Annotated in this window: 16 protein-coding genes and 1 tRNA gene; 7 read left to right on the top strand and 10 right to left on the bottom strand. The window is 61.9% G+C overall.

Annotated features, from left to right (window positions below):
- The first annotated feature begins 378 nt into the window (after positions 1-378).
- The 3 genes from AC1D1J_RS04860 (at position 379) to AC1D1J_RS04870 (ending at position 3,010) form a co-directional block, all read left to right on the top strand.
- Positions 379-1,077: a response regulator gene (locus AC1D1J_RS04860; RefSeq protein ID WP_477685367.1), complete on the top strand. Its 699-nt coding sequence runs from the start codon at positions 379-381 to the stop codon at positions 1,075-1,077.
- Positions 1,074-2,537: a sensor histidine kinase gene (locus AC1D1J_RS04865; RefSeq protein WP_477694015.1), complete on the top strand. Its 1,464-nt coding sequence runs from the start codon at positions 1,074-1,076 to the stop codon at positions 2,535-2,537. The genes AC1D1J_RS04860 and AC1D1J_RS04865 overlap by 4 nt, the downstream gene beginning before the upstream one ends.
- 71 nt (positions 2,538-2,608) lie before the next feature.
- Positions 2,609-3,010 carry an RNA-binding S4 domain-containing protein gene (locus tag AC1D1J_RS04870; protein WP_477694016.1) on the top strand — a complete coding sequence of 134 codons (402 nt, stop codon included), beginning with the start codon at positions 2,609-2,611 and terminating at the stop codon, positions 3,008-3,010.
- A 126-nt stretch (positions 3,011-3,136) separates the two neighbouring features.
- Here the strand turns inward: AC1D1J_RS04870 and AC1D1J_RS04875 are convergent, their stop codons facing one another.
- Positions 3,137-3,895 (bottom strand): aspartate/glutamate racemase family protein, encoded by a 759-nt coding sequence (locus AC1D1J_RS04875; protein ID WP_457280279.1) that lies wholly within the window; start codon positions 3,893-3,895, stop codon positions 3,137-3,139.
- Positions 3,896-4,056: 161 nt separating this feature from the next.
- The gene (locus AC1D1J_RS04880; protein WP_477694017.1) at positions 4,057-4,950 is read right to left on the bottom strand and encodes a transporter substrate-binding domain-containing protein; all 894 of its coding nucleotides are present in this window, start codon (positions 4,948-4,950) and stop codon (positions 4,057-4,059) included.
- A gap of 253 nt (positions 4,951-5,203) precedes the next feature.
- On the opposite strand from AC1D1J_RS04880, the gene AC1D1J_RS04885 reads away from it, so the two are divergent.
- Positions 5,204-6,415, top strand: a complete 1,212-nt coding sequence (locus AC1D1J_RS04885; protein ID WP_477694018.1) for a D-amino acid dehydrogenase — start codon at positions 5,204-5,206, stop codon at positions 6,413-6,415.
- Positions 6,416-6,418: 3 nt separating this feature from the next.
- Here AC1D1J_RS04885 and AC1D1J_RS04890 read toward each other — a convergent pair whose 3' ends face one another.
- Both AC1D1J_RS04890 and AC1D1J_RS04895 read right to left on the bottom strand, forming a co-directional pair.
- Positions 6,419-7,342: a LysR family transcriptional regulator gene (locus AC1D1J_RS04890; RefSeq protein WP_457306945.1), complete on the bottom strand. Its 924-nt coding sequence runs from the start codon at positions 7,340-7,342 to the stop codon at positions 6,419-6,421.
- A gap of 53 nt (positions 7,343-7,395) precedes the next feature.
- On the bottom strand, positions 7,396-8,259 hold the full coding sequence (locus AC1D1J_RS04895) for a LysR substrate-binding domain-containing protein (protein WP_477694019.1): 864 nt from the start codon (positions 8,257-8,259) through the stop codon (positions 7,396-7,398).
- A 109-nt stretch (positions 8,260-8,368) separates the two neighbouring features.
- Between AC1D1J_RS04895 and bla the strand changes: the two genes are divergently transcribed.
- Together bla and AC1D1J_RS04905 are read left to right on the top strand one after the other, a co-directional pair.
- Positions 8,369-9,277, top strand: a complete 909-nt coding sequence (gene bla, locus AC1D1J_RS04900; protein WP_477694020.1) for a class A beta-lactamase — start codon at positions 8,369-8,371, stop codon at positions 9,275-9,277.
- A 295-nt stretch (positions 9,278-9,572) separates the two neighbouring features.
- On the top strand, positions 9,573-9,899 hold the full coding sequence (locus AC1D1J_RS04905) for a hypothetical protein (protein WP_457280273.1): 327 nt from the start codon (positions 9,573-9,575) through the stop codon (positions 9,897-9,899).
- 287 nt (positions 9,900-10,186) lie between these two features.
- Here AC1D1J_RS04905 and AC1D1J_RS04910 read toward each other — a convergent pair.
- The 6 genes from AC1D1J_RS04910 to cysS form a co-directional block, all read right to left on the bottom strand.
- Positions 10,187-10,279: transfer RNA gene (locus tag AC1D1J_RS04910), tRNA-Ser, on the bottom strand.
- A gap of 35 nt (positions 10,280-10,314) precedes the next feature.
- A complete protein-coding gene (locus tag AC1D1J_RS04915) occupies positions 10,315-11,583 on the bottom strand; it encodes an aspartate kinase (RefSeq protein ID WP_477685342.1) in 1,269 nt (422 codons plus the stop codon).
- Positions 11,584-11,834: 251 nt separating this feature from the next.
- On the bottom strand, positions 11,835-12,848 hold the full coding sequence (gene tilS / locus AC1D1J_RS04920; RefSeq protein ID WP_477694021.1) for a tRNA lysidine(34) synthetase TilS: 1,014 nt from the start codon (positions 12,846-12,848) through the stop codon (positions 11,835-11,837).
- A gap of 32 nt (positions 12,849-12,880) precedes the next feature.
- Positions 12,881-13,861 carry an acetyl-CoA carboxylase carboxyltransferase subunit alpha gene (locus AC1D1J_RS04925; protein ID WP_092131429.1) on the bottom strand — a complete coding sequence of 327 codons (981 nt, stop codon included), beginning with the start codon at positions 13,859-13,861 and terminating at the stop codon, positions 12,881-12,883.
- A gap of 27 nt (positions 13,862-13,888) precedes the next feature.
- Positions 13,889-14,596 carry a DNA-3-methyladenine glycosylase family protein gene (locus AC1D1J_RS04930; RefSeq protein WP_477685340.1) on the bottom strand — a complete coding sequence of 236 codons (708 nt, stop codon included), beginning with the start codon at positions 14,594-14,596 and terminating at the stop codon, positions 13,889-13,891.
- Between the two features lie 76 nt (positions 14,597-14,672).
- Positions 14,673-16,049 (bottom strand): cysteine--tRNA ligase, encoded by a 1,377-nt coding sequence (gene cysS / locus AC1D1J_RS04935; RefSeq protein WP_477685339.1) that lies wholly within the window; start codon positions 16,047-16,049, stop codon positions 14,673-14,675.
- A gap of 322 nt (positions 16,050-16,371) precedes the next feature.
- Between cysS and AC1D1J_RS04940 the strand changes: the two genes are divergently transcribed.
- Complete coding sequence (locus AC1D1J_RS04940; RefSeq protein ID WP_477694022.1) at positions 16,372-17,412, top strand: L,D-transpeptidase Cds6 family protein; 1,041 nt, start codon at positions 16,372-16,374, stop codon at positions 17,410-17,412.
- Positions 17,413-17,418: the final 6 nt, after the last annotated feature.

The raw sequence follows: 17,418 nt of genomic DNA on the forward strand, positions 1-17,418 counted from the left end.
TTGTTGAGCTTGCCGGGCTGGCGAAGGCATCCAGCCGATCACGGGCTTATCATGCGCTTCGTTTCTGTCAAACGGCTGTCCGGAAGCATTGGGGAAAGTGCTAATGTCTAGGGCCTGTTAACACTATGTTTGCAAGATGCGTTGCGAGTCAAAAAGGCCTTGAGCAAGGCGCAAAACGCAGGCGGGGTGAACCCCGTCAAGGCTTTGCAACGCCGCGCAGGGCCTTTTTGATCGCAACCCGGAGGGAATGGGGTGAGAAAGCCGCCAATCAAGGCGCGTGACGACGCCCAGACCTTCGTCTGGGCTAGGAGCGCAACGCCGAGTGGCGGCTTTCTCACCCCATTCGCATTTGCAAACATAGTGTTAACAGGCCCTAACATGTTGCCCCCCATGAAATTGTTACTGATCGAAGACGATGCCTCGATGCAGGCCGCGCTGCAGCGGACACTGGGCCGCCGCGGCATGGAGGTTTTCAGCTGCACCGACGGGCGCCTGGCGCTGGCGCAATGGACGGACACCCAGCCCGATGTGGTGGTGCTGGACCTCAGCCTTCCCGGCCTGGACGGCTTGCAGGTGCTCGAACAGGCGCGTCTCAAGGGCCTTGCCACACCGGTGCTGATCCTGACCGCTCGCGGCACGGTAGGCGACCGCATCATGGGGCTGAATACCGGGGCCGACGACTACCTGCCCAAACCTTTCGACCTGGACGAACTGGAAGCACGTCTGCGCGCCCTGAGCCGCCGGCGCGCGGCAACCGCTCTTCCCGCGGAAAACGACGCCGGCGCACAGATCGTGGGCGAGTTGCGCTATGAAAAAGACAGCGGGGCCATCTACCACCGCGACCAGGTGCTGGAGCTGACGCCCCGCGAACTGGCACTGCTGCAGGCCCTGATCGCCAAACCCGGCCATGCAGTGTCAAAAGAGCGCTTGTTCGAGCTGGTGTTTCCCGGCGAGGCGGACGTGCAATACGAGGCGGTGGAAGTGGTGGTGTACCGCCTGCGCAAGAAACTGGCGCAAACCGGCGTCACGCTGGTCACGCTGCGCGGCCTGGGCTATTTGCTGAAAGTGGATGCATGAGCTCCCCGCAGCCGCGACAGGACGTTCAGGTAGTTCCCCCCGCAGCACCCGAAACAAAACCCGGCGCAAGCGCCATCTCCCTGCGCAGATACCTGCTCATCGGCATTCTTTTGCCGGTGGGCCTGCTGGTAGTGGCCAACACCTTCAGCCTGTACCAGCAGGCATTGGGCGCGGTGAACACGGCTTATGACCGTACGCTGCTGGCTTCTGCCAAATCCATCGGCGAGCAGCTCGATGTTACGGGCTACGACGAGCAGTCCGAGCTGCGCGTCACAGTGCCCTACGCGGCGCTGGAAGCTTTTGAAGCTGACAACCAGAGCCGGCTTTTTTACCGGGTCTCCAGCCTCGGCGGCAGCATGGTGTCCGGTTTTTCGGAGTTGCCGTTCTGGCACGGGCGCATCCCGGCACGGCCCCCCTATTCGGCGCTGGTGGATTTTTATGATGACGTCTTCATGGGCGACGATGTGCGGGTCGCGGTTCTGCTCCAGCCTGTGTCCAGCGCAAAAGGCCGCGCCATGGCGGTAATCCAGGTAGCAGAAACCCTGGAACTGCGCAAAACACTGGCCCGCAAAATCCTGTTCGACACACTATGGCGCCAGGCCCTGCTGCTGGCGGTGATCGCCCTGGTGGCGGTCGTCGTGGTGCAGCGTGCCACCCGGCCCGTACGGCGCCTCAGCGCCGAGCTGCAGGCCCGTCCCGAAGGCGACCTGACGGCAATTACCGCGCCCGATGCACCCCGCGAACTTCTGCCGCTGGTGGATGCCACCAACGAGGTTATGGGCCGGCTGCAGCATCTGCTGGACAACCAGAAGCGCTTTGTCCGGGATGCGGCCCACCAGCTGCGCACACCGCTGGCGGTGCTCAAGGTGCAGGTGCAGTCCGCGCTGCGCGGCGACATGGACGCCCGTGAGGCGCTGGTCGAAATCAACCAGACGGTGGACCGCGCCACCGTCCTGGCCAACCAGATGCTGGCGCTGGCCAAGGTGGAGCAATTGCGCCAGCAGGCCGACCTGCAGGCCATCGACCTGGCGCAGGTGGTGCGCTCCGTGGCACTGGACCTCTCGCCCCTGATCGCCGAGAAAGACATCGATTTCGAGATAGAAACCGTGCCGGCGCGCGTCACATCGCATGAATGGATGCTGGGCGAACTCACACGTAACCTGCTGCACAACGCCATCAAGCACACACCGGCCGGCGGCACGCTGGCGGTGCGCATCGTGTGCGACGCCCGCGTTGTCGCCATGACCATCAGCGACAGCGGACCGGGTGTGTCGTCGGAGTTGTCGGCGCGGCTCTACCAGCCTTTTTCCGCAGGCAACGTGCGCCACGGCTCCGGCCTGGGCCTGGCCATTTGCCGCGAGATCACCGAAACCATGCATGGCAGCATTTCGCTGGAAAACCGCGTCGTGCACGGCCGTGTGACGGGCCTGGACGCCACGGTACGCCTGCCCACGACGTGAGACCCTGTTCACGATCCAAACGCGGCGCCATCCTACACAGCGCCCCATGCCTTGGTACAGAATAGCGCCCAATGGACAAATTGCGAATCGACAAGTGGCTGTGGGCCGCCCGCTTTTACAAGACCCGTGCCCTGGCCGTGGAAGAAATTGACAAAGGCCGCGTACGCGTCAACGGCATCGAAGCCAAGCCCGCGCGTGAAGTCAAACCAGGTGACACCGTGACGCTGCGGCAAGGCCCCTACACCCGTACCCTGATGGTGCGCGGCATCAGCAAGCAGCGGGGCGCGGCCCCGGTGGCCCAGCAGCTCTACGAAGAAACCGAAGAAAGCCTGCGCCTCAAAGCCGAGGCCGCCGAGCAGCGCCGGGTGGCAGCCGATCCGGCCGGCAGCCAGGAACATGGACGCCCCACCAAACGCGACCGGCGCACGCTCGACAAGGCTTGGGACAACCGCTGGAGCGCATCAGCCGATTGAGGGACTGGAGAGTCACCCCGTTTTCGCTATCATTTTTGTAGCTACTCGCGCCCATTTCCATTGGGTCAGAGGCCTATTTGATTCAAAAATTGGCTGTTTTGAGCCATGCAGGATGGTGATGGACGCTCAGGCATACGCTCGCTGCGCCAGCGCCCGCGCCAGCAGGGCCGCCGGGTCCACCAGCTCAAGTGAATCCATGCCAGGCACCGCGCTGAGTGCCAGCGGAATCTCGGTGCAGCCCAGAACCAGCACTGAAAGGCCGTGCCGCCCGGCAAGCGCGCTGGCCACGCCCGCAAAACACTCACGCGCCAAAGCCATGTTGCCGGCTTTCACGCCCTCATAGATGCCGCGCATCAGGCGCTCGCGCTCTTCAACGGAAGGAATGTGGCATTGCAGCCCCGCCTGGCGCAAGGCCTGGTCGTAGAGGCCTGCCCGGTACGTACCCTCGGTCGCCAGCAAACCTACTTGCCCCACCCCGCGGCCGGCCAGGTTTTGCGCGACCTCACGCGCCACGTGCAGCACTTCAAGCTGGGGAAAGCGCTCCTGCAATTCGGCGTGCCACGCATGGGCCGTGTTGCACGCCACCGCGACGGTGGTGGCACCTAACGCGGCGAGTTTTCCCATCGCTTGCAACATGGGATCCAGGGGCTGATGGCCGCCCGGCCCCGGTGAACCCAGCGCGTTGCTGCGGTCCGGCACCGGTACCTGGGCCAGCCAGTGCTCGGGAAATGCCTGGTCAGACACGGGAATCTGCAGCGACCGCATGTGATCCGCGCACGCCTGGACAAACAGCCGCGCAAAGTCCGCGCCGGCCGCCGGGCCCATGCCGCCCAGGATGCCGACCACATGGGCTCTGTGCAGGGCCTGTCTTTCAGTGCTGCTCATGGCTCAAACTCCAAAACAAAATTCAAGGCGCGCACCCACCCACTGGCGCCAAAGGCTCCGGGTTGGGGATTTCTGGGGGAGGAGAAGCTGCGGACCCGATCGGGCGCGGCAGCTGTGAAAGCAGGACGGGGAGCGGCGCGCAGGCGCTCCCCGTCTGGTGCTTACATGGCCGGCTTGTCGCTCAGCGCCTTGAGGTTGGCCTTCAGCTCTTCGCTCATCGGCAGGTTCAGGCTCACGCCCTTTGGCGGGATGGGTGAGGTGAACCACTTGGCGTACATCTTGGCAAAGTCGCCGGACTTGATCAGGCGGATGATCGTGCCGTCCACCAGCTTCTTGAACTCAGGGTCGTCCTTGCGCAGCATGCAGGCATAGGGCTCCACCTGCAGCGAATCACCCACCACTTCCAGCGACGCCGGATTCTTGGAGTTGGCCATCAGGCCGAACAACAGGATGTCGTCCATGGCAAAAGCCAGGGCGCGATCGCTCTCGACCAGCAGCAGCGAATCGTCGTGGTCCTTGCCCAGGATGAGCTGCATGTCGAGCTTTTTGTCGGCGCTGTACTTGCGGATCACTTGCGCGTTGGTGGTGCCGGTCGTGCTGGCCACCGTCTTTTTGGCCAGGTCGGCGTAGTTCTTGATGCCGGATGATTTTTTGACCAGCAGGCGGGTGCCGGTATAGAAGTGGTTGATGGCAAATGCCACGTCCTTGCCACGCGCGCTGTTGTTGGTGGTCGAGCCGCACTCGAGGTCGTAGGTGCCGTTGACCAGCAAGGGGATGCGGTTTTGCGAGGTCACGGGCATGTAGGCGACTTCGAGATTGGGTTTTTTCACCTTCTTGCGAATGTCGTCAATGATGGCTTCTGTCAGTTCTGCCGAAAAACCCACCGAGGTTTTGGACCCGATCAGGTAGCTGAAAGGCACCGAAGCTTCGCGATAGGACACGGTGATCTTGTTGCTGTCGGCGATCTTTTTCAGGGTCGGCACCGTTTGCGCGCCGGCAGTGGTGGCCAGGCCGGCTGTCAGCAGCACGGCGGTCATGAGGATAGTGAATTTCATGCTTGTCCTTTCGGGGGGCGGTGGGTTGGTAGTTTCGGGAAGCTGGCATCGCTAGTGTAGGAACAGCAGCGTCTGGCGTGTCATTCATTTTCGCGGCAAACCCATGACCAAAACTCATGGTTTACCCAGAATCCCTTCGGCCACCCTTCGCAGGAGGGCATAACCACACGTCATGACCCTCGCGCATTCAGCATTGTTCAAACCTGTACCCACTGCGTAAAGTGGCGCTCTTTCAGGGAACAAAGAGGCTTCTATGCATGTGTGTGTGCTCGGTGCAGGAATCGTGGGACTGGCAACCGCCTACAGCTTGCGGCGGGCCGGCCACGAGGTGACAGTGGTGGACCGCGCCAGCCCCGGCAGCGGCGCCAGCGGCGGCAACGGCGCACAACTGAGCTACTCCTACGTGCAGCCGCTGGCAGATCCCGCCATCTGGCGGCAGCTTCCCAAGCTGCTGCTGTCGCCCTCTTCCCCGTTGAAGCTGCGGCCTCGCCTGGATGTGCGCCAGTGGTTGTGGGGCGCGCAGTTTCTGGCGGCCTGCAACAGCAAGACCTCACGCAACACCACCAGCCATTTGCTGTCGCTGGCGGCGCTCAGCCGCCAGTCTTTTGACGCGATGATGGCCGAAGAAAAACTGGATTGCGATTTCTCGGCCACGGGCAAGCTGGTGCTGTACGCCAGCGATGCCGCGTTCGCTGCAGCGCGCCGGCAGATGTTGCTGCAACGTGAACTGGGCAGTACCCAGGAGGCGGTCAGCGCCGACCGCTGCGTGGAGATCGAGCCCGCGCTCAAAAACCGCCACGGACAAATCGCCGGCGCCATCTACACACCAGGCGAGTGTGCGGCCGACTGCCAGAAGACCTGCGATGGCTTGTTCGCGGTGCTGCGCCGGGAAGGCGTGCGCTTCCTGCTGGACACTCCCGTGGAACAGCTCGTGGTGCGCGGCAACCAGGTTGCAGCTGTCGCGACGCCGCAAGGCCATCTCGAAGCAGACCGTTATGTGATGGCGATGGGCGCCGGGTCTGCGCACATGGCGCGAACGCTGGGTGTGCACCTTCCGGTCTACCCGCTGAAGGGTTACAGCATCACGGTGGATGTCGCACCTGGCGATGGCGCAGCACCGCAGGTGAGCGTGACCGACAGCGCCCGCAAGGTGGTATTTGCCCGCATCGGTTCGCGCCTGCGCGTGGCAGGCATGGCCGAGCTTTCGGGCTACGACACCGCCGTCGACCCGGCACAGATTGCTTCGCTGAAAGCGTCGACCCAAACGGTTTTTCCCGGTTGCAGCAACTTTGAGACCCTGAGCCCCTGGGCCGGCATGCGCCCCGCCACGCCCACCGGTTTGCCGGTCATTGGCACGCATGCCAAAGGCCCGGCCAACCTGTTGTTCAACACCGGGCATGGCGCCCTGGGTTTCACCCTGGCGTTCGGCTCTGCGCAGCGCATCAGCCGCATGCTGGAGCGCTGACCTTCAGGCTTTGCGCAACGCGGGAGTTGAAGCGCGCTGCGTCAGGGCTTGCTGAAAACACTTCACAAATGACCGCACGATGACCGAGCCGGGTTTGCCTGCGGGCAACAGCGCATTGATCGGCACCGGGATCAAGGGTTCCAGTTCCAGCAGGTCCACACGCGTCAGATCGGCGGACGCCGCTGTGCACGTGTCAATCACCGCAATGCCCAGCCCGTGGTGGGCCAGCGCCAGCGCCGAGTGGTAGGTCTGCACGGTGATATGGAATTCGAGGCCCACCCCTGCCTCGCGGCAGGCCTGGTTGAGGCTGCGGCCCACCGGGTCCATCACATCAAGCCCGACGACCGGTACCTTGGTGAGGTCCTCAAGCGTGACACTGCCACGCTTGACCAGGCGCGCAGGCAGCATGCCCTTGGGCGCCACGCACACCATGCGGCCGTCGGCCAGGTGTTCCTGTGCCAGCGCCGAATGCGCTGCCGGGCTGAAAAGGAAACCGACATCCCCCTCCTGTAGCGCCAGCGCCGAGATAATTTGCGGCGAATGCAACGCCCGCACGGTAATCGCCACGTCAGCATGCTTGACCCGAAAGAGCTTGATCGCGTGGGGCAGGATTTCGTAGCTGAGCGCCAGCACCGTCAGGATGCGGAGTTCCCTGGCGCTTTCGCCGGTTTTCAAGTTGGCCGCCAGGCGCTGCACTTCATCGAGCTGGGCAAACAGCCGCTCGATGTGCGGGTACAGCGTCAACGCTTCGGAGGTCGGCGTCAGCCGGCCCTTGCTGCGCTGGAAGAGGGCAAAACCCAGCTGCAGCTCGGCATGCTGCAGGATGCGGCTGACGGCGGGCTGGGTGACATTGATCAGGCGGGCCGCCCCGCTGACGCTACCGGTGAGCATGACCGCGTTGAAAACTTCGATGTGGCGCAGGCGCATGGGTGGTTCCGTGGTGCGTGTTCAGGCGGGATGGTGCAGGCTCAGCACAGCAATTATCGTGCGCAGCATGTGCGGGTGATCCAGTCACGAAAAACGCCCATGGCCCCCGTCACGCGTCGGGATTTGAGCCGGGTCAGCCAGTAACTGCCGTTTTCAATTTCCAGTGGAAACGGCCTTGCCAGTCGCCCTTCGCGCAGCTCTCGCGCAAACAGGTTCACCGGGAGCAAGGCAACGCCAGCGCCCTGCACGACAGCTTCCGCCATGGTCAGGGACGAATCAAACACCGCCCCCCTGACCACTGGGCAGTCCACACCGGCCAGGGCAAACCAGCTCACCCATTCATCGGACCGGTAAGAGCGCAGCAGCACCTCACCAGCCAGGTCAGCAGGTTCTCGCAGGCGGGAAGCCGTTGCAGGTGAGCACACGGGTGACAGCGGTGACGGGAAAAGCAGGTCAGCTTCGGTGCCGTGCCATGCGCCGTCGCCAAAGCGTATGGCGTAGTCCAGACCCTCACCGGCCAGGTCCACGCGGTTGTTGTTGGTGAACAACCTGAAATCAACGAAAGGGTGCGCCTGCTGGAACGCCGCCAGCCGCGGGATCAACCAGCCCACGGCAAAAGTACCGACAGCCCCGACGCTCAGGACTTCCCGAAAACGGCCATCGCGGAATTGCTCCAGCAAGGCGCCGATGCGGCCGAACGACTCCGCCAGGGCAGGCAGCAATGCCAGCCCCTCATCCGTCAAGGCCAAACCGCGCGGGAGCCGCCGAAAGAGTGGAACACCCATGCGCTCTTCCAGATTTTTGACGTGCTGGCTGATCGCAGTTTGCGTAACGTTCAATTCGTCGGCGGCCCGCGTGAAGCTCAGGTGACGCGCGGACACCTCAAAGGCGCGCAAGGCATTCAAAGGAAGGTGCATCTGTTCAAGCCCAAGATTTACTTATGAGTCACCTCGATTATTGCCGTTTGCCGGAATTGCAGCCATTCAATATCGTTATCGCTTTCACACCAACCCGAGAGGAAAAATGATGCAGAGACGACAATTTACCGGCGCACTGGGAAGCTTCATGATGGCTGGCATGGTCTCAACTCATGCCCAGAATTTATTGGGTATGGGCACCGCAACGCAAGCTACGGACTCAAGTTCTTTCACCGTGCAGCTCAAAGCCCTTGAACGGGAAAGCGGCGGCCGGCTGGGCGTTGCCATCCTCAACACCGGCACCGGCGTGCAGTTTGGACACCGCACCGCGGAACGTTTCCCCATGTGCAGCACCTTCAAGCTGCTGGCCGCTGCGCTGGTGCTGCACCGGGTAGACATCGGAAAGGAACGGCTGGACCGCCTGCTGCCTGTTGACGGCGCGGCACTGGTTTCCCATTCACCGGTCACCGGGCCAAGAGCCGGTGGCAGCATGTCGCTCGCGGAGTTGTGCGAAGCCACTATCACCGTCAGCGACAACACGGCCGCCAACCTGATGCTGGCCAGCTTCGGCGGGCCCAAGGGCCTGACCGACTACGCGCGCTCGCTCGGTGACCGCATGACACGACTGGATCGCATTGAAACCGCGCTGAATGAAGCCACGCCCGGCGATCCACGCGACACCACCACGCCGGCCGCCATGCTGGGCACCGTGCAAAAAATCGTGCTGGGCAATGCGCTGTCAGACACCTCGCGCCAGCAGATGCGCCAGTGGCTGATCGCCAGCAAGACATCCGACCGGCGATTGCGCGCCCTGCTGCCGAGGGACTGCCTGGTTGGCGACAAGACGGGTACAGGCGCCCATGGCACCACCAACGATATCGGCGTTTTGTGGCCTGCGGGATGCGCGCCTGTGGTGATCACGGTGTATTTGACCGGGAGCCCAAAGCCCCTGGAGGAACGCGAGGCCATCGTGGCAAAGGCCGGTCAATTGGCGGCTTCTTTGGCCACGCCAGCTTGAGAACACGAGACAACATAGTTGGCCGCTCCGGGCGACTTTTTTGCGTTGCGGGGAAACACATTCTCAAACGGCAACGCTGTCACCAAGGTAAAGAGGTCGGGCATGAGAGCCTGCAGTCTATTGCCGGGGTTTGGCGCTTAACAAAAACGTTGGTTCCGACGAATTTTCTATTGCAATTGATGAAATTATTGAAAACGAAATACCGTATTAACTAGAGATTGGTTACAACAGAGATAGAAAAATGTAATACTAAAGATCGATAATCAGGAGATTCCTAGAAGAGTTCACATACAACATGAAAATAAACCCGCAGGTAGTGATCGATGAACTTATCGACCACCTCACTGCCCTCGTTCTTCACACGCCTGAGATTGAAAAATTACGGCAGCGAAGAAAAGAGGGCAGGTTCAGCCGGGCTGGTTATCAACTCCTTGGGGCGCTTCCCGACGGTCCCGAAAAGCTCGACTTCATCTGCGAAATCACACTGCAGACGGAGAAGCAGCGCAGTTCATTCCTTGTAAAAGTACTCGGCCAGGCAAGCCATGACGGTTCGCACTGGAAAATCACTGAAATCTATGACGTGGAAGTCGAGCTGGCGGACAGCAGTCCTCCCGTGCCGTAGCAAAGAAAAATGGACGGCCATATTTGCGTGGTCGTTGATTGATTTTCATGCCCGTGCCGGTATCTGACCTGGAAAAGCTTGAGTCCAAGAGCGTGGCAAGGTAACAGCGCGACGGACGCTTCGCGTTGAAAGCAAGGTTACCCATTCTTGAAACAATCGCAGAAATCCGGCGCAAAAAACCGACTCTGCCCCATGCGGGAGAAAGTCGGTAGTCTTGGCGGAAACGGAGGGATACGCCCCCTCAAAACGCGGAAACAAAAAAGCCGCCCGAAGGCGGCAGTTTGTCTTGGCGGAAACGAAGGGATTCGAACCCTTGATGAGGCTCTACACCCCATACTCCCTTAGCAGGGGAGCACCTTCGGCCACTCGGTCACGTTTCCAATAAATCGATTATCTCACGACTTCCCGGCCATTTTCAGGTGGCGGGCTGGTCCAGGTCAAAAGCCTTGTGCAGGGCCCGCACGGCGAGTTCCATGTATTTCTCGTCGATGACGACCGAGGTCTTGATTTCGCTGGTGGAAATCATCTGGATGTTGATGCCCTCTTCGCTCAACACGCGGAACATCTTGCTGGCGATGCCGACGTGACTGCGCATGCCGATGCCGACGATGCTGACCTTGCAGATCTTGGCGTCGCCGGTGACTTCCTGCGCGCCCAGCTTGGGCACCACCTGGGTTTTCAGCAGGTCGATGGCTTTGGAGTAATCGTTGCGGTGAACCGTGAAACTGAAGTCGGTCTTGCCGTCCTTGCTGACGTTCTGGATGATCACGTCGACTTCGATGTTGGCATCGGCCACGGCGCCCAGGATCTGGTACGCGATACCAGGGGTGTCGGGTACGCCGAGCACGGAGATTTTGGCTTCATCGCGGTTGAAAGCGATGCCCGATACGATGGCTTGTTCCATGTTTTCGTCTTCCTCAAAGCTGATCAAAGTGCCTGACTTGGCTTCTTCGTTGATGTCGATGTCCCATTCGGTGAAGCTGGACAGCACGCGCAGCGGCACCTTGTATTTGCCGGCAAATTCGACCGAGCGGATCTGCAGCACCTTGGAGCCCATGGAGGCCATCTCCAGCATCTCTTCAAAGCTCACGGTGTGCAGGCGGCGCGCCTCAGGCACCACGCGCGGGTCGGTGGTGTAAACGCCGTCGACGTCGGTGTAAATCAGGCATTCGTGCGCCTTGAGCGCCGCGGCAATGGCCACGGCCGAGGTGTCGGAACCGCCGCGGCCCAGCGTGGTGACGTTGCCGGCCTCGTCCACCCCTTGAAAGCCGGTGATGATGACAACTTTTCCGGCGTCCAGGTCTGCACGCACACGCTCGTCGTCGATCGACTCGATGCGGGCCTTGGTGTAGGCGTTGTTGGTCTTGATGGTGACCTGCCAGCCGGCGTAACTCACAGCCGGCATGCCTTCGGCCTGCAGCGCAATGGCCAGCAGTGCGCTGGAAGCCTGCTCGCCGGTAGCGGCCAGCGCATCGAGCTCGCGGCCATAAGCATCGCTTGTCCTGGCGGGTGCCAGTTCTTTGGCCAGGCCGAGCAAACGGTTGGTTTCGCCGCTCATGGCACTGGGAACGACCACCATCTGGTGGCCGGCCCGCGCCCATTTGGCCACGCGCTTGGCGACATTGCGGATGCGCTCGGTGGAGCCCATCGACGTGCCGCCGTATTTATGAACGATCAATGCCATTTTCAGGGTCACTCAGAGGTGTTTGGTTTCAGGCCCGGGCGTTTATAAATCCATTTTTCGGGCGAATTGCGTCGTTGCGCGGTGCTCGCAATCCTCATGTACCGAAGTACATTCCGGTTGCTGCGCTCCGGGCGCCTCGCACTTCATCCCGAAAAGCTGGATTTCTAGAACGCCCTACGCACATCAAAGAGGCTCAAAAAGGTGCGCTCCGCCAGCAAAGCCTTCAATTATACCTAGGGACTACTACCTGGTTAGCTCGCCTTATCCCCCGCAGCCGCATAGTTCAGCACCGCACCAGCGCGCGTGACATGCCCGGTAGCCACCTTGAGGTGGATCTGGTGCCCGCGCGTGGTGCAGGCGGCGATTTGCAGGAGCAGTTGGTCGAGCTGCGCTGCACTGGGTGTGGCTTGCTGCAGCGTCAGCCAATAGCGCAGCACATTGGCCTGCCGCGGCTGTGACAGGGATTGCAGGGATTTGATCACCGGGGGGGTTCCCACGGCAGCCAGGTCTTGCTGTGCCACCTCGACCAGCAACCCGTGCGCCTGGGCCGCGTGGCGCGCGCTGCGTGCAAAGGTTTCACGAAACTGCGGAAAGGTTTGCGCCAACGCGGGCAGCAGGCGGGCCCGGATGCGGTTGCGCGTGAACTGCTCGTCGGTGTTGGTCGGGTCTTCCACCCAGGTGATGCCGCGCGTCACCAGCCAATCGCGCAGCAATGCCCCGGGCACCGTCAGCAGCGGACGGTAATAGGTCATGCCGTCACGCTCCCATTGCGCCGGCATGGCGGCCAGCCCGGGCAGCCCCGCTCCGCGTGATAACGCCAACAGCATGGTTTCCACCTGGTCATCGGCGTGCTGGGCAATTGCTATGCTTTTAATAGCTGCTTGCGCAGATTCTTCCTGGGCTGCAGCCTTAAACGCCGCATAACGCGCCTTGCGTGCCGCGTCTTCCGGGCTCTCACCGGAGGCGTGGCGGGCATCCACGCGCCGGACAGTGAGCGGGACTTTGAACTGCGCACACAGGTCAACGCAGTGCCGCTCAAACTCATCCGCCGCCGCCTGCAGGCCGTGATGGATATGGATGGCATGCACCTGCCCCGGCCAATTCTCGGCGCAGGCTACCAGCAAGGCGACAGAATCTGCGCCGCCGCTGAGCGCAACGGCCAGTGGGAAAGAAGGTTGAAATCGGGAAATCGCTTCGGCGACAGCGATCGCGGCGCTGTCACTCTCGGCCTCAGCACCATGGGGTTTCGCATGGTGGCGGGCCATCGTCTTGTCGCTCCAGCTTGTGCCGGGGCGGCTTACTTGCCGGCGTCGGCCTTGGTGTCGGTGAAGCGGCCGTAGCTTTGCAGGCGCTCGTAGCGGCGGTCCAGCAGTTCCTTCACCTTCAGGTCGCTGACCTGGCGGAAGGCGTCGTTGAGGGCGCGCTTGAGGAAAGCGGCCATCTGCTTGTGGTCGCGGTGGGCGCCACCCACGGGCTCGTTGACGATCTTGTCGATGACACCGAGCGCCTTGAGCCGGTGCGCGGTGATGCCCAAAGCTTCTGCGGCTTCCTGCGCCTTGTCAGACGTCTTCCAGAGGATGGACGCGCAGCCTTCAGGGCTGATGACGGAGTAGATCGAGTACTGCAGCATGACCACCTGGTCGGCCACTGAAATGGCCAGCGCGCCGCCGGAGCCGCCTTCGCCGATGATGGTGGTGATGATGGGCACTTCGAGCTGCGCCATCTCAAAGATGTTGCGGCCGATGGCCTCGGACTGGCCGCGCTCTTCGGCGTCAATGCCGGGGTAAGCGCCGGGCGTGTCGACAAAGGTGAACACCGGCAGCTTGAACTTCTCGGCGGTCTTCATCAGGCGCAGCGCCTTGCGGTAGCCCTCGGGCTTGCTCATGCCGAAGTTGCGCAGGCCGCGTTCCTTGGTGTCGCGGCCCTTCTGGTGGCCCAGCACCATGCAGGCGGTGCCGTTGAAGCGCGCCAGGCCGCCCACGATGGACAGGTCGTCGGCAAAATGCCGGTCGCCGTGCAACTCAACAAAATCCGTGAAGATTTCGTTGACGTAATCCAGGGTGTAGGGACGTTCCGCGTGGCGGGCGATCTTGGTGATCTGCCAGGGCGTGAGGTCGCTGTAGATGTCTTTGGTGAGCTGCTGGCTCTTTTTGGCCAGCTGGTCGATTTCTTCAGAGATATCGACAGCCGACTCGGTCTGTACGTAGCGCAGTTCTTCAATTTTTCCTTCAAGCTCCGCAATCGGTTGCTCGAAATCGAGGAAGGTCTTCTTCGCCATGTGCTGCTCCTCAGGGCTTCATGAAACTTAAATTTGCTCGGTACCCGTGGGGGTACCCAGAACCGGTAATGGGTCCAGAGAGCGCCAAATATACCAAGTTGCCACGCTGCAGTATGGCGACCAGGCGGCAGCCACCTCTCGCGCGTCGCTTCGGCTGACGGATTCACCCGAAAAGTAATTCTGGCTGATGCCGGTGATCAGCCCCACATCGTCCAGCGGCAGGACATTCGGTCGCATCAGGTAAAAAATCAAAAACATCTCGGCCGTCCAGCGGCCGATGCCGCGAATGGCAACCAGCTCCGCAATGATGGCCTCATCGTCCATCGCTGCCCAATCCTTGACGTGGACGGTGCCTGCGTCGAAGTGGATCGCCAGGTCCACCAGGTATTCGACTTTGCGGGCGCTCAGGCCGGCCGCGCGCATGTCGTCAACTTTGAGGCGCAGCACGTTGGCAGGCGTCACTTTTTTCGGCAACGCAGAAAATTTGGCCCAGACGCTTTGCGCCGCCTTGACCGAAATTTGCTGGCCCACGATGCTGCGCGCCAGGGTGCCAAAAGCATCGCCGCGGGTTTGCAAGCAGGCGTCGCCGAACAAGGGAATCAGCCGCTTCATCACGCGGTCTTTTTTCACCAGGTGTTTGCAAGCATCGGCCCAATACTCGGGCACCGTGGTGGCCGGCTCGGCAACGTCGGCCAGCTCAGCGCTGGCTGGGCCGCTTTTTACTATCTTTTTCATAGCTGCTTGCGCCCGCCCTTATTGGTCTGCGGGCCGAAATGGCATGAAAAACAGGGTAAAAGAGCCGTCCAGAACCTCATGATTGCACCTCCCAGGTGGTGCCGGCGGGCGAATCCTTCAACACAATGCCTTTGGCCAGCAGGTCCTTGCGGATGCGGTCGGCTTCGGCGAAATCTTTTGCCAGCTTCGCGGCTGCCCGCTGCGCGATCAGTTGCTGGACGCTGGCGTCGTCAAGGCCGGCGCCGGCCTGGAGGTAGGCGCCGGGCGAACCTTGCAGCAGGCCCAGGCAGCCACCCAGGTTTTTCAGCAGCCCTGCGAGTTCGGCAGAGCCGGTCCGGTTGACTTCACCGGCCAGCTCAAACAACACAGCCACGGCCTCCGGCGTTCCGAAGTCTTCGTCCATGGCCGCCTTGAAGCGCTGCGCAAACGGATGGGCCCAGTCGGTCGGCAGCGCTGCCGGCTTGACCAGATCGAGCGATGTGTAAAGCCGCTTGAGCGAGTTGCGCGCATCGTCCAGATGGGCGTCGCTGTAATTCAGGGCGCTGCGGTAGTGGGCGCGAACAATGAAAAACCGTACGGTTTCGGCATCGTATTTGGCCAGTACTTCGCGGATGGTGAAGAAGTTGCCAAGCGACTTGGACATCTTCTCGTTGTCAACGCGCACAAAACCGTTGTGCACCCAGAAGCGGGCCAGCGGCTTCCCGTTGGCCGCCTCGCTCTGGGCGATCTCGTTTTCGTGGTGCGGGAACTGCAAATCGGCACCGCCGCCGTGAATGTCGAAGGTCTCGCCCAGCGTGCCGCGGCACATGGCCGAGCACTCGATGTGCCAGCCTGGACGGCCGGGGCCATAGGCGCTCTCCCACCTGGCGTCGTCGGGCTCGGTGGGTTTGGCGCTTTTCCAGAGCACAAAGTCCAGCGGGTCTTCCTTGCCGTCGAGCACAGCGACGCGCTCGCCAGCGCGCAGCTCGTCGAGTGACTTGCCCGAGAGCTTGCCATAGCCGGGAAACTTGCGCACCGCGTAATTCATGTCACCGGTGGAGCCCTTGTAGGCCAGGCCTTTTTCCTCCAGCGTGGCGATCATGCCCAGCATCTGCGGCACGTACTCAGTCGCACGGGGTTCCAGCGATGGAGGCTCTATACCCAGCGCGCCGATGTCCTGATGCATGGCCGCGATCATCTCGTCGGTCAGCTGGCGGATGGTGATGCCGCGCTCAACCGCCCGCTTGATGATCTTGTCGTCGATGTCGGTGATGTTGCGCACATACGTAACCTTCAGGCCGCTTGCCTTGAGCCAGCGTTGCACCACGTCGAACGCCATCATCATGCGCGCATGGCCGATGTGGCAGAGGTCGTAAATCGTCATTCCGCACACATACATGCGCACATGGCCGGGATCAAGCGGGGAAAATTCTTCCACGGCACGCGACAGCGTGTTGTAAATGCGAAGGCTCATGAAAATTATGCTGCGGGGCCTGGCATCGGCCGGAAGCAGCCGGTGGTCAGGCAAAGGAAAGAAGCTTTATCTCACGGACGCCGCAGGCGGGCAAGGGCCATTCGGCGTACACGCGAAAACGTGCGATAAAAACGGAAAGTACGCAATTCTGGGGGCCATGAACTATACCCCCCTCAGTTACAATCGCCCAGTATATCCAGCCCGTCCGACAACGTTCAGCGGCTCCCGGAGCGCCCTGAAAAGCCTGGCTGTTTATGTTGACTTTCCGCCCAACGGCTGCCAAAACAGCACCGGGGGCTTTAAAACAAATCGCGAGAGTGCCATGCCCACGCCAAACTTCCTTACACGCAATCCGCTGTCCGCCGCCCTGCGCATGCTGGCCGTGGCGGTCACCCTGTCGGTGTCCGTTGCCCATGCCGACGACTACGCCGACGTCAGCCGCCTGATGCGTGCCGGCCAGTATGCCGAGGCGCAGGCCAAGGTTGACCAATACCTCGCCAGCAAGCCACGCGACCCGCAAATGCGTTTCTTCAAGGGCGTGATCCAGACCGAGACCGGCAAGACCAACGACGCGATCGCGACCTTCACCAAAATCACCGAAGACTACCCCGAGCTGCCTGAGCCCTACAACAACATGGCCGTGCTGTATGCCGGCCAGAGCCAGTTCGACAAGGCCCGGGCGGCGCTTGAAATGGCGATCCGGACCAACCCCAGCTACGCCACCGCACATGAAAACCTGGGCGACGTCTACGCCAGGCTCGCCAGCCAGGCCTATAGCAAGGCCCTGCAGCTCGACGGCGGCAACGCTGCCGTTCCACCCAAGCTGGCACTGATCCGCACCCTGTTCTCCGCCGAATCCAAAAACCCCACCAAGCCGGCTGCCGGCGCGCCGACGTCCGGCCCGGCTACAACACTCCCTGCGGCTCCCGCGGCGGCTGCCAAGCCAGCGCCGGCAGCCCCGGTGGCCGCAGCGCCTGCTCCTGCCGCGCCGGCAACACCCGTAGCACCGGCTGCCACCGCAGGCGCCGAAAAAGAAGTCGAAGCAGCCGTGCGCAGCTGGGCCCAGGCCTGGTCCGACAAGGACATGAACGGCTACCTCAGCAGCTACGGCCAGAACTTTGCGCCTCCCGGCAAACAGGCACGCAAAGCCTGGGAAGAAGACCGCCGTGCGCGCATCGTCGGCAAGTCGCGCATCAGCGTCAAGCTCTCCGACCTGGCCGTCGCCGTACAGGGCGCCAAGGCCACAGCCAGGTTCAAGCAGGACTACAGCGCCGACTCCATCAATATTTCCAGCCGCAAGACGCTGGAGATGGCCAAGGCCGGTGATCGCTGGGTCATCGTCAAGGAATCCACAGGCGGCTGATCGCTG

This window comes from Polaromonas sp. P1_F8, assembly GCF_056405635.1.

Bases quoted from the DNA above. Each gene is read 5' to 3' on its own strand.
- AC1D1J_RS04895 (WP_477694019.1), bottom strand. From the start codon at position 8,259: ATGCACCTTCCTTTGAATGCCTTGCGCGCCTTTGAGGTGTCCGCGCGT.
- AC1D1J_RS04875 (WP_457280279.1), bottom strand. From the start codon at position 3,895: ATGAGCAGCACTGAAAGACAGGCCCTGCACAGAGCCCATGTGGTCGGC.
- AC1D1J_RS04880 (WP_477694017.1), bottom strand. From the start codon at position 4,950: ATGAAATTCACTATCCTCATGACCGCCGTGCTGCTGACAGCCGGCCTG.
- AC1D1J_RS04885 (WP_477694018.1), top strand. From the start codon at position 5,204: ATGCATGTGTGTGTGCTCGGTGCAGGAATCGTGGGACTGGCAACCGCC.
- AC1D1J_RS04925 (WP_092131429.1), bottom strand. From the start codon at position 13,861: ATGGCGAAGAAGACCTTCCTCGATTTCGAGCAACCGATTGCGGAGCTT.
- AC1D1J_RS04865 (WP_477694015.1), top strand. From the start codon at position 1,074: ATGAGCTCCCCGCAGCCGCGACAGGACGTTCAGGTAGTTCCCCCCGCA.
- AC1D1J_RS04915 (WP_477685342.1), bottom strand. From the start codon at position 11,583: ATGGCATTGATCGTTCATAAATACGGCGGCACGTCGATGGGCTCCACC.
- AC1D1J_RS04860 (WP_477685367.1), top strand. From the start codon at position 379: ATGTTGCCCCCCATGAAATTGTTACTGATCGAAGACGATGCCTCGATG.
- AC1D1J_RS04930 (WP_477685340.1), bottom strand. From the start codon at position 14,596: ATGAAAAAGATAGTAAAAAGCGGCCCAGCCAGCGCTGAGCTGGCCGAC.
- tilS (WP_477694021.1), bottom strand. From the start codon at position 12,848: ATGGCCCGCCACCATGCGAAACCCCATGGTGCTGAGGCCGAGAGTGAC.
- AC1D1J_RS04940 (WP_477694022.1), top strand. From the start codon at position 16,372: ATGCCCACGCCAAACTTCCTTACACGCAATCCGCTGTCCGCCGCCCTG.
- AC1D1J_RS04890 (WP_457306945.1), bottom strand. From the start codon at position 7,342: ATGCGCCTGCGCCACATCGAAGTTTTCAACGCGGTCATGCTCACCGGT.
- cysS (WP_477685339.1), bottom strand. From the start codon at position 16,049: ATGAGCCTTCGCATTTACAACACGCTGTCGCGTGCCGTGGAAGAATTT.
- bla (WP_477694020.1), top strand. From the start codon at position 8,369: ATGCAGAGACGACAATTTACCGGCGCACTGGGAAGCTTCATGATGGCT.
- AC1D1J_RS04905 (WP_457280273.1), top strand. From the start codon at position 9,573: ATGAAAATAAACCCGCAGGTAGTGATCGATGAACTTATCGACCACCTC.
- AC1D1J_RS04870 (WP_477694016.1), top strand. From the start codon at position 2,609: ATGGACAAATTGCGAATCGACAAGTGGCTGTGGGCCGCCCGCTTTTAC.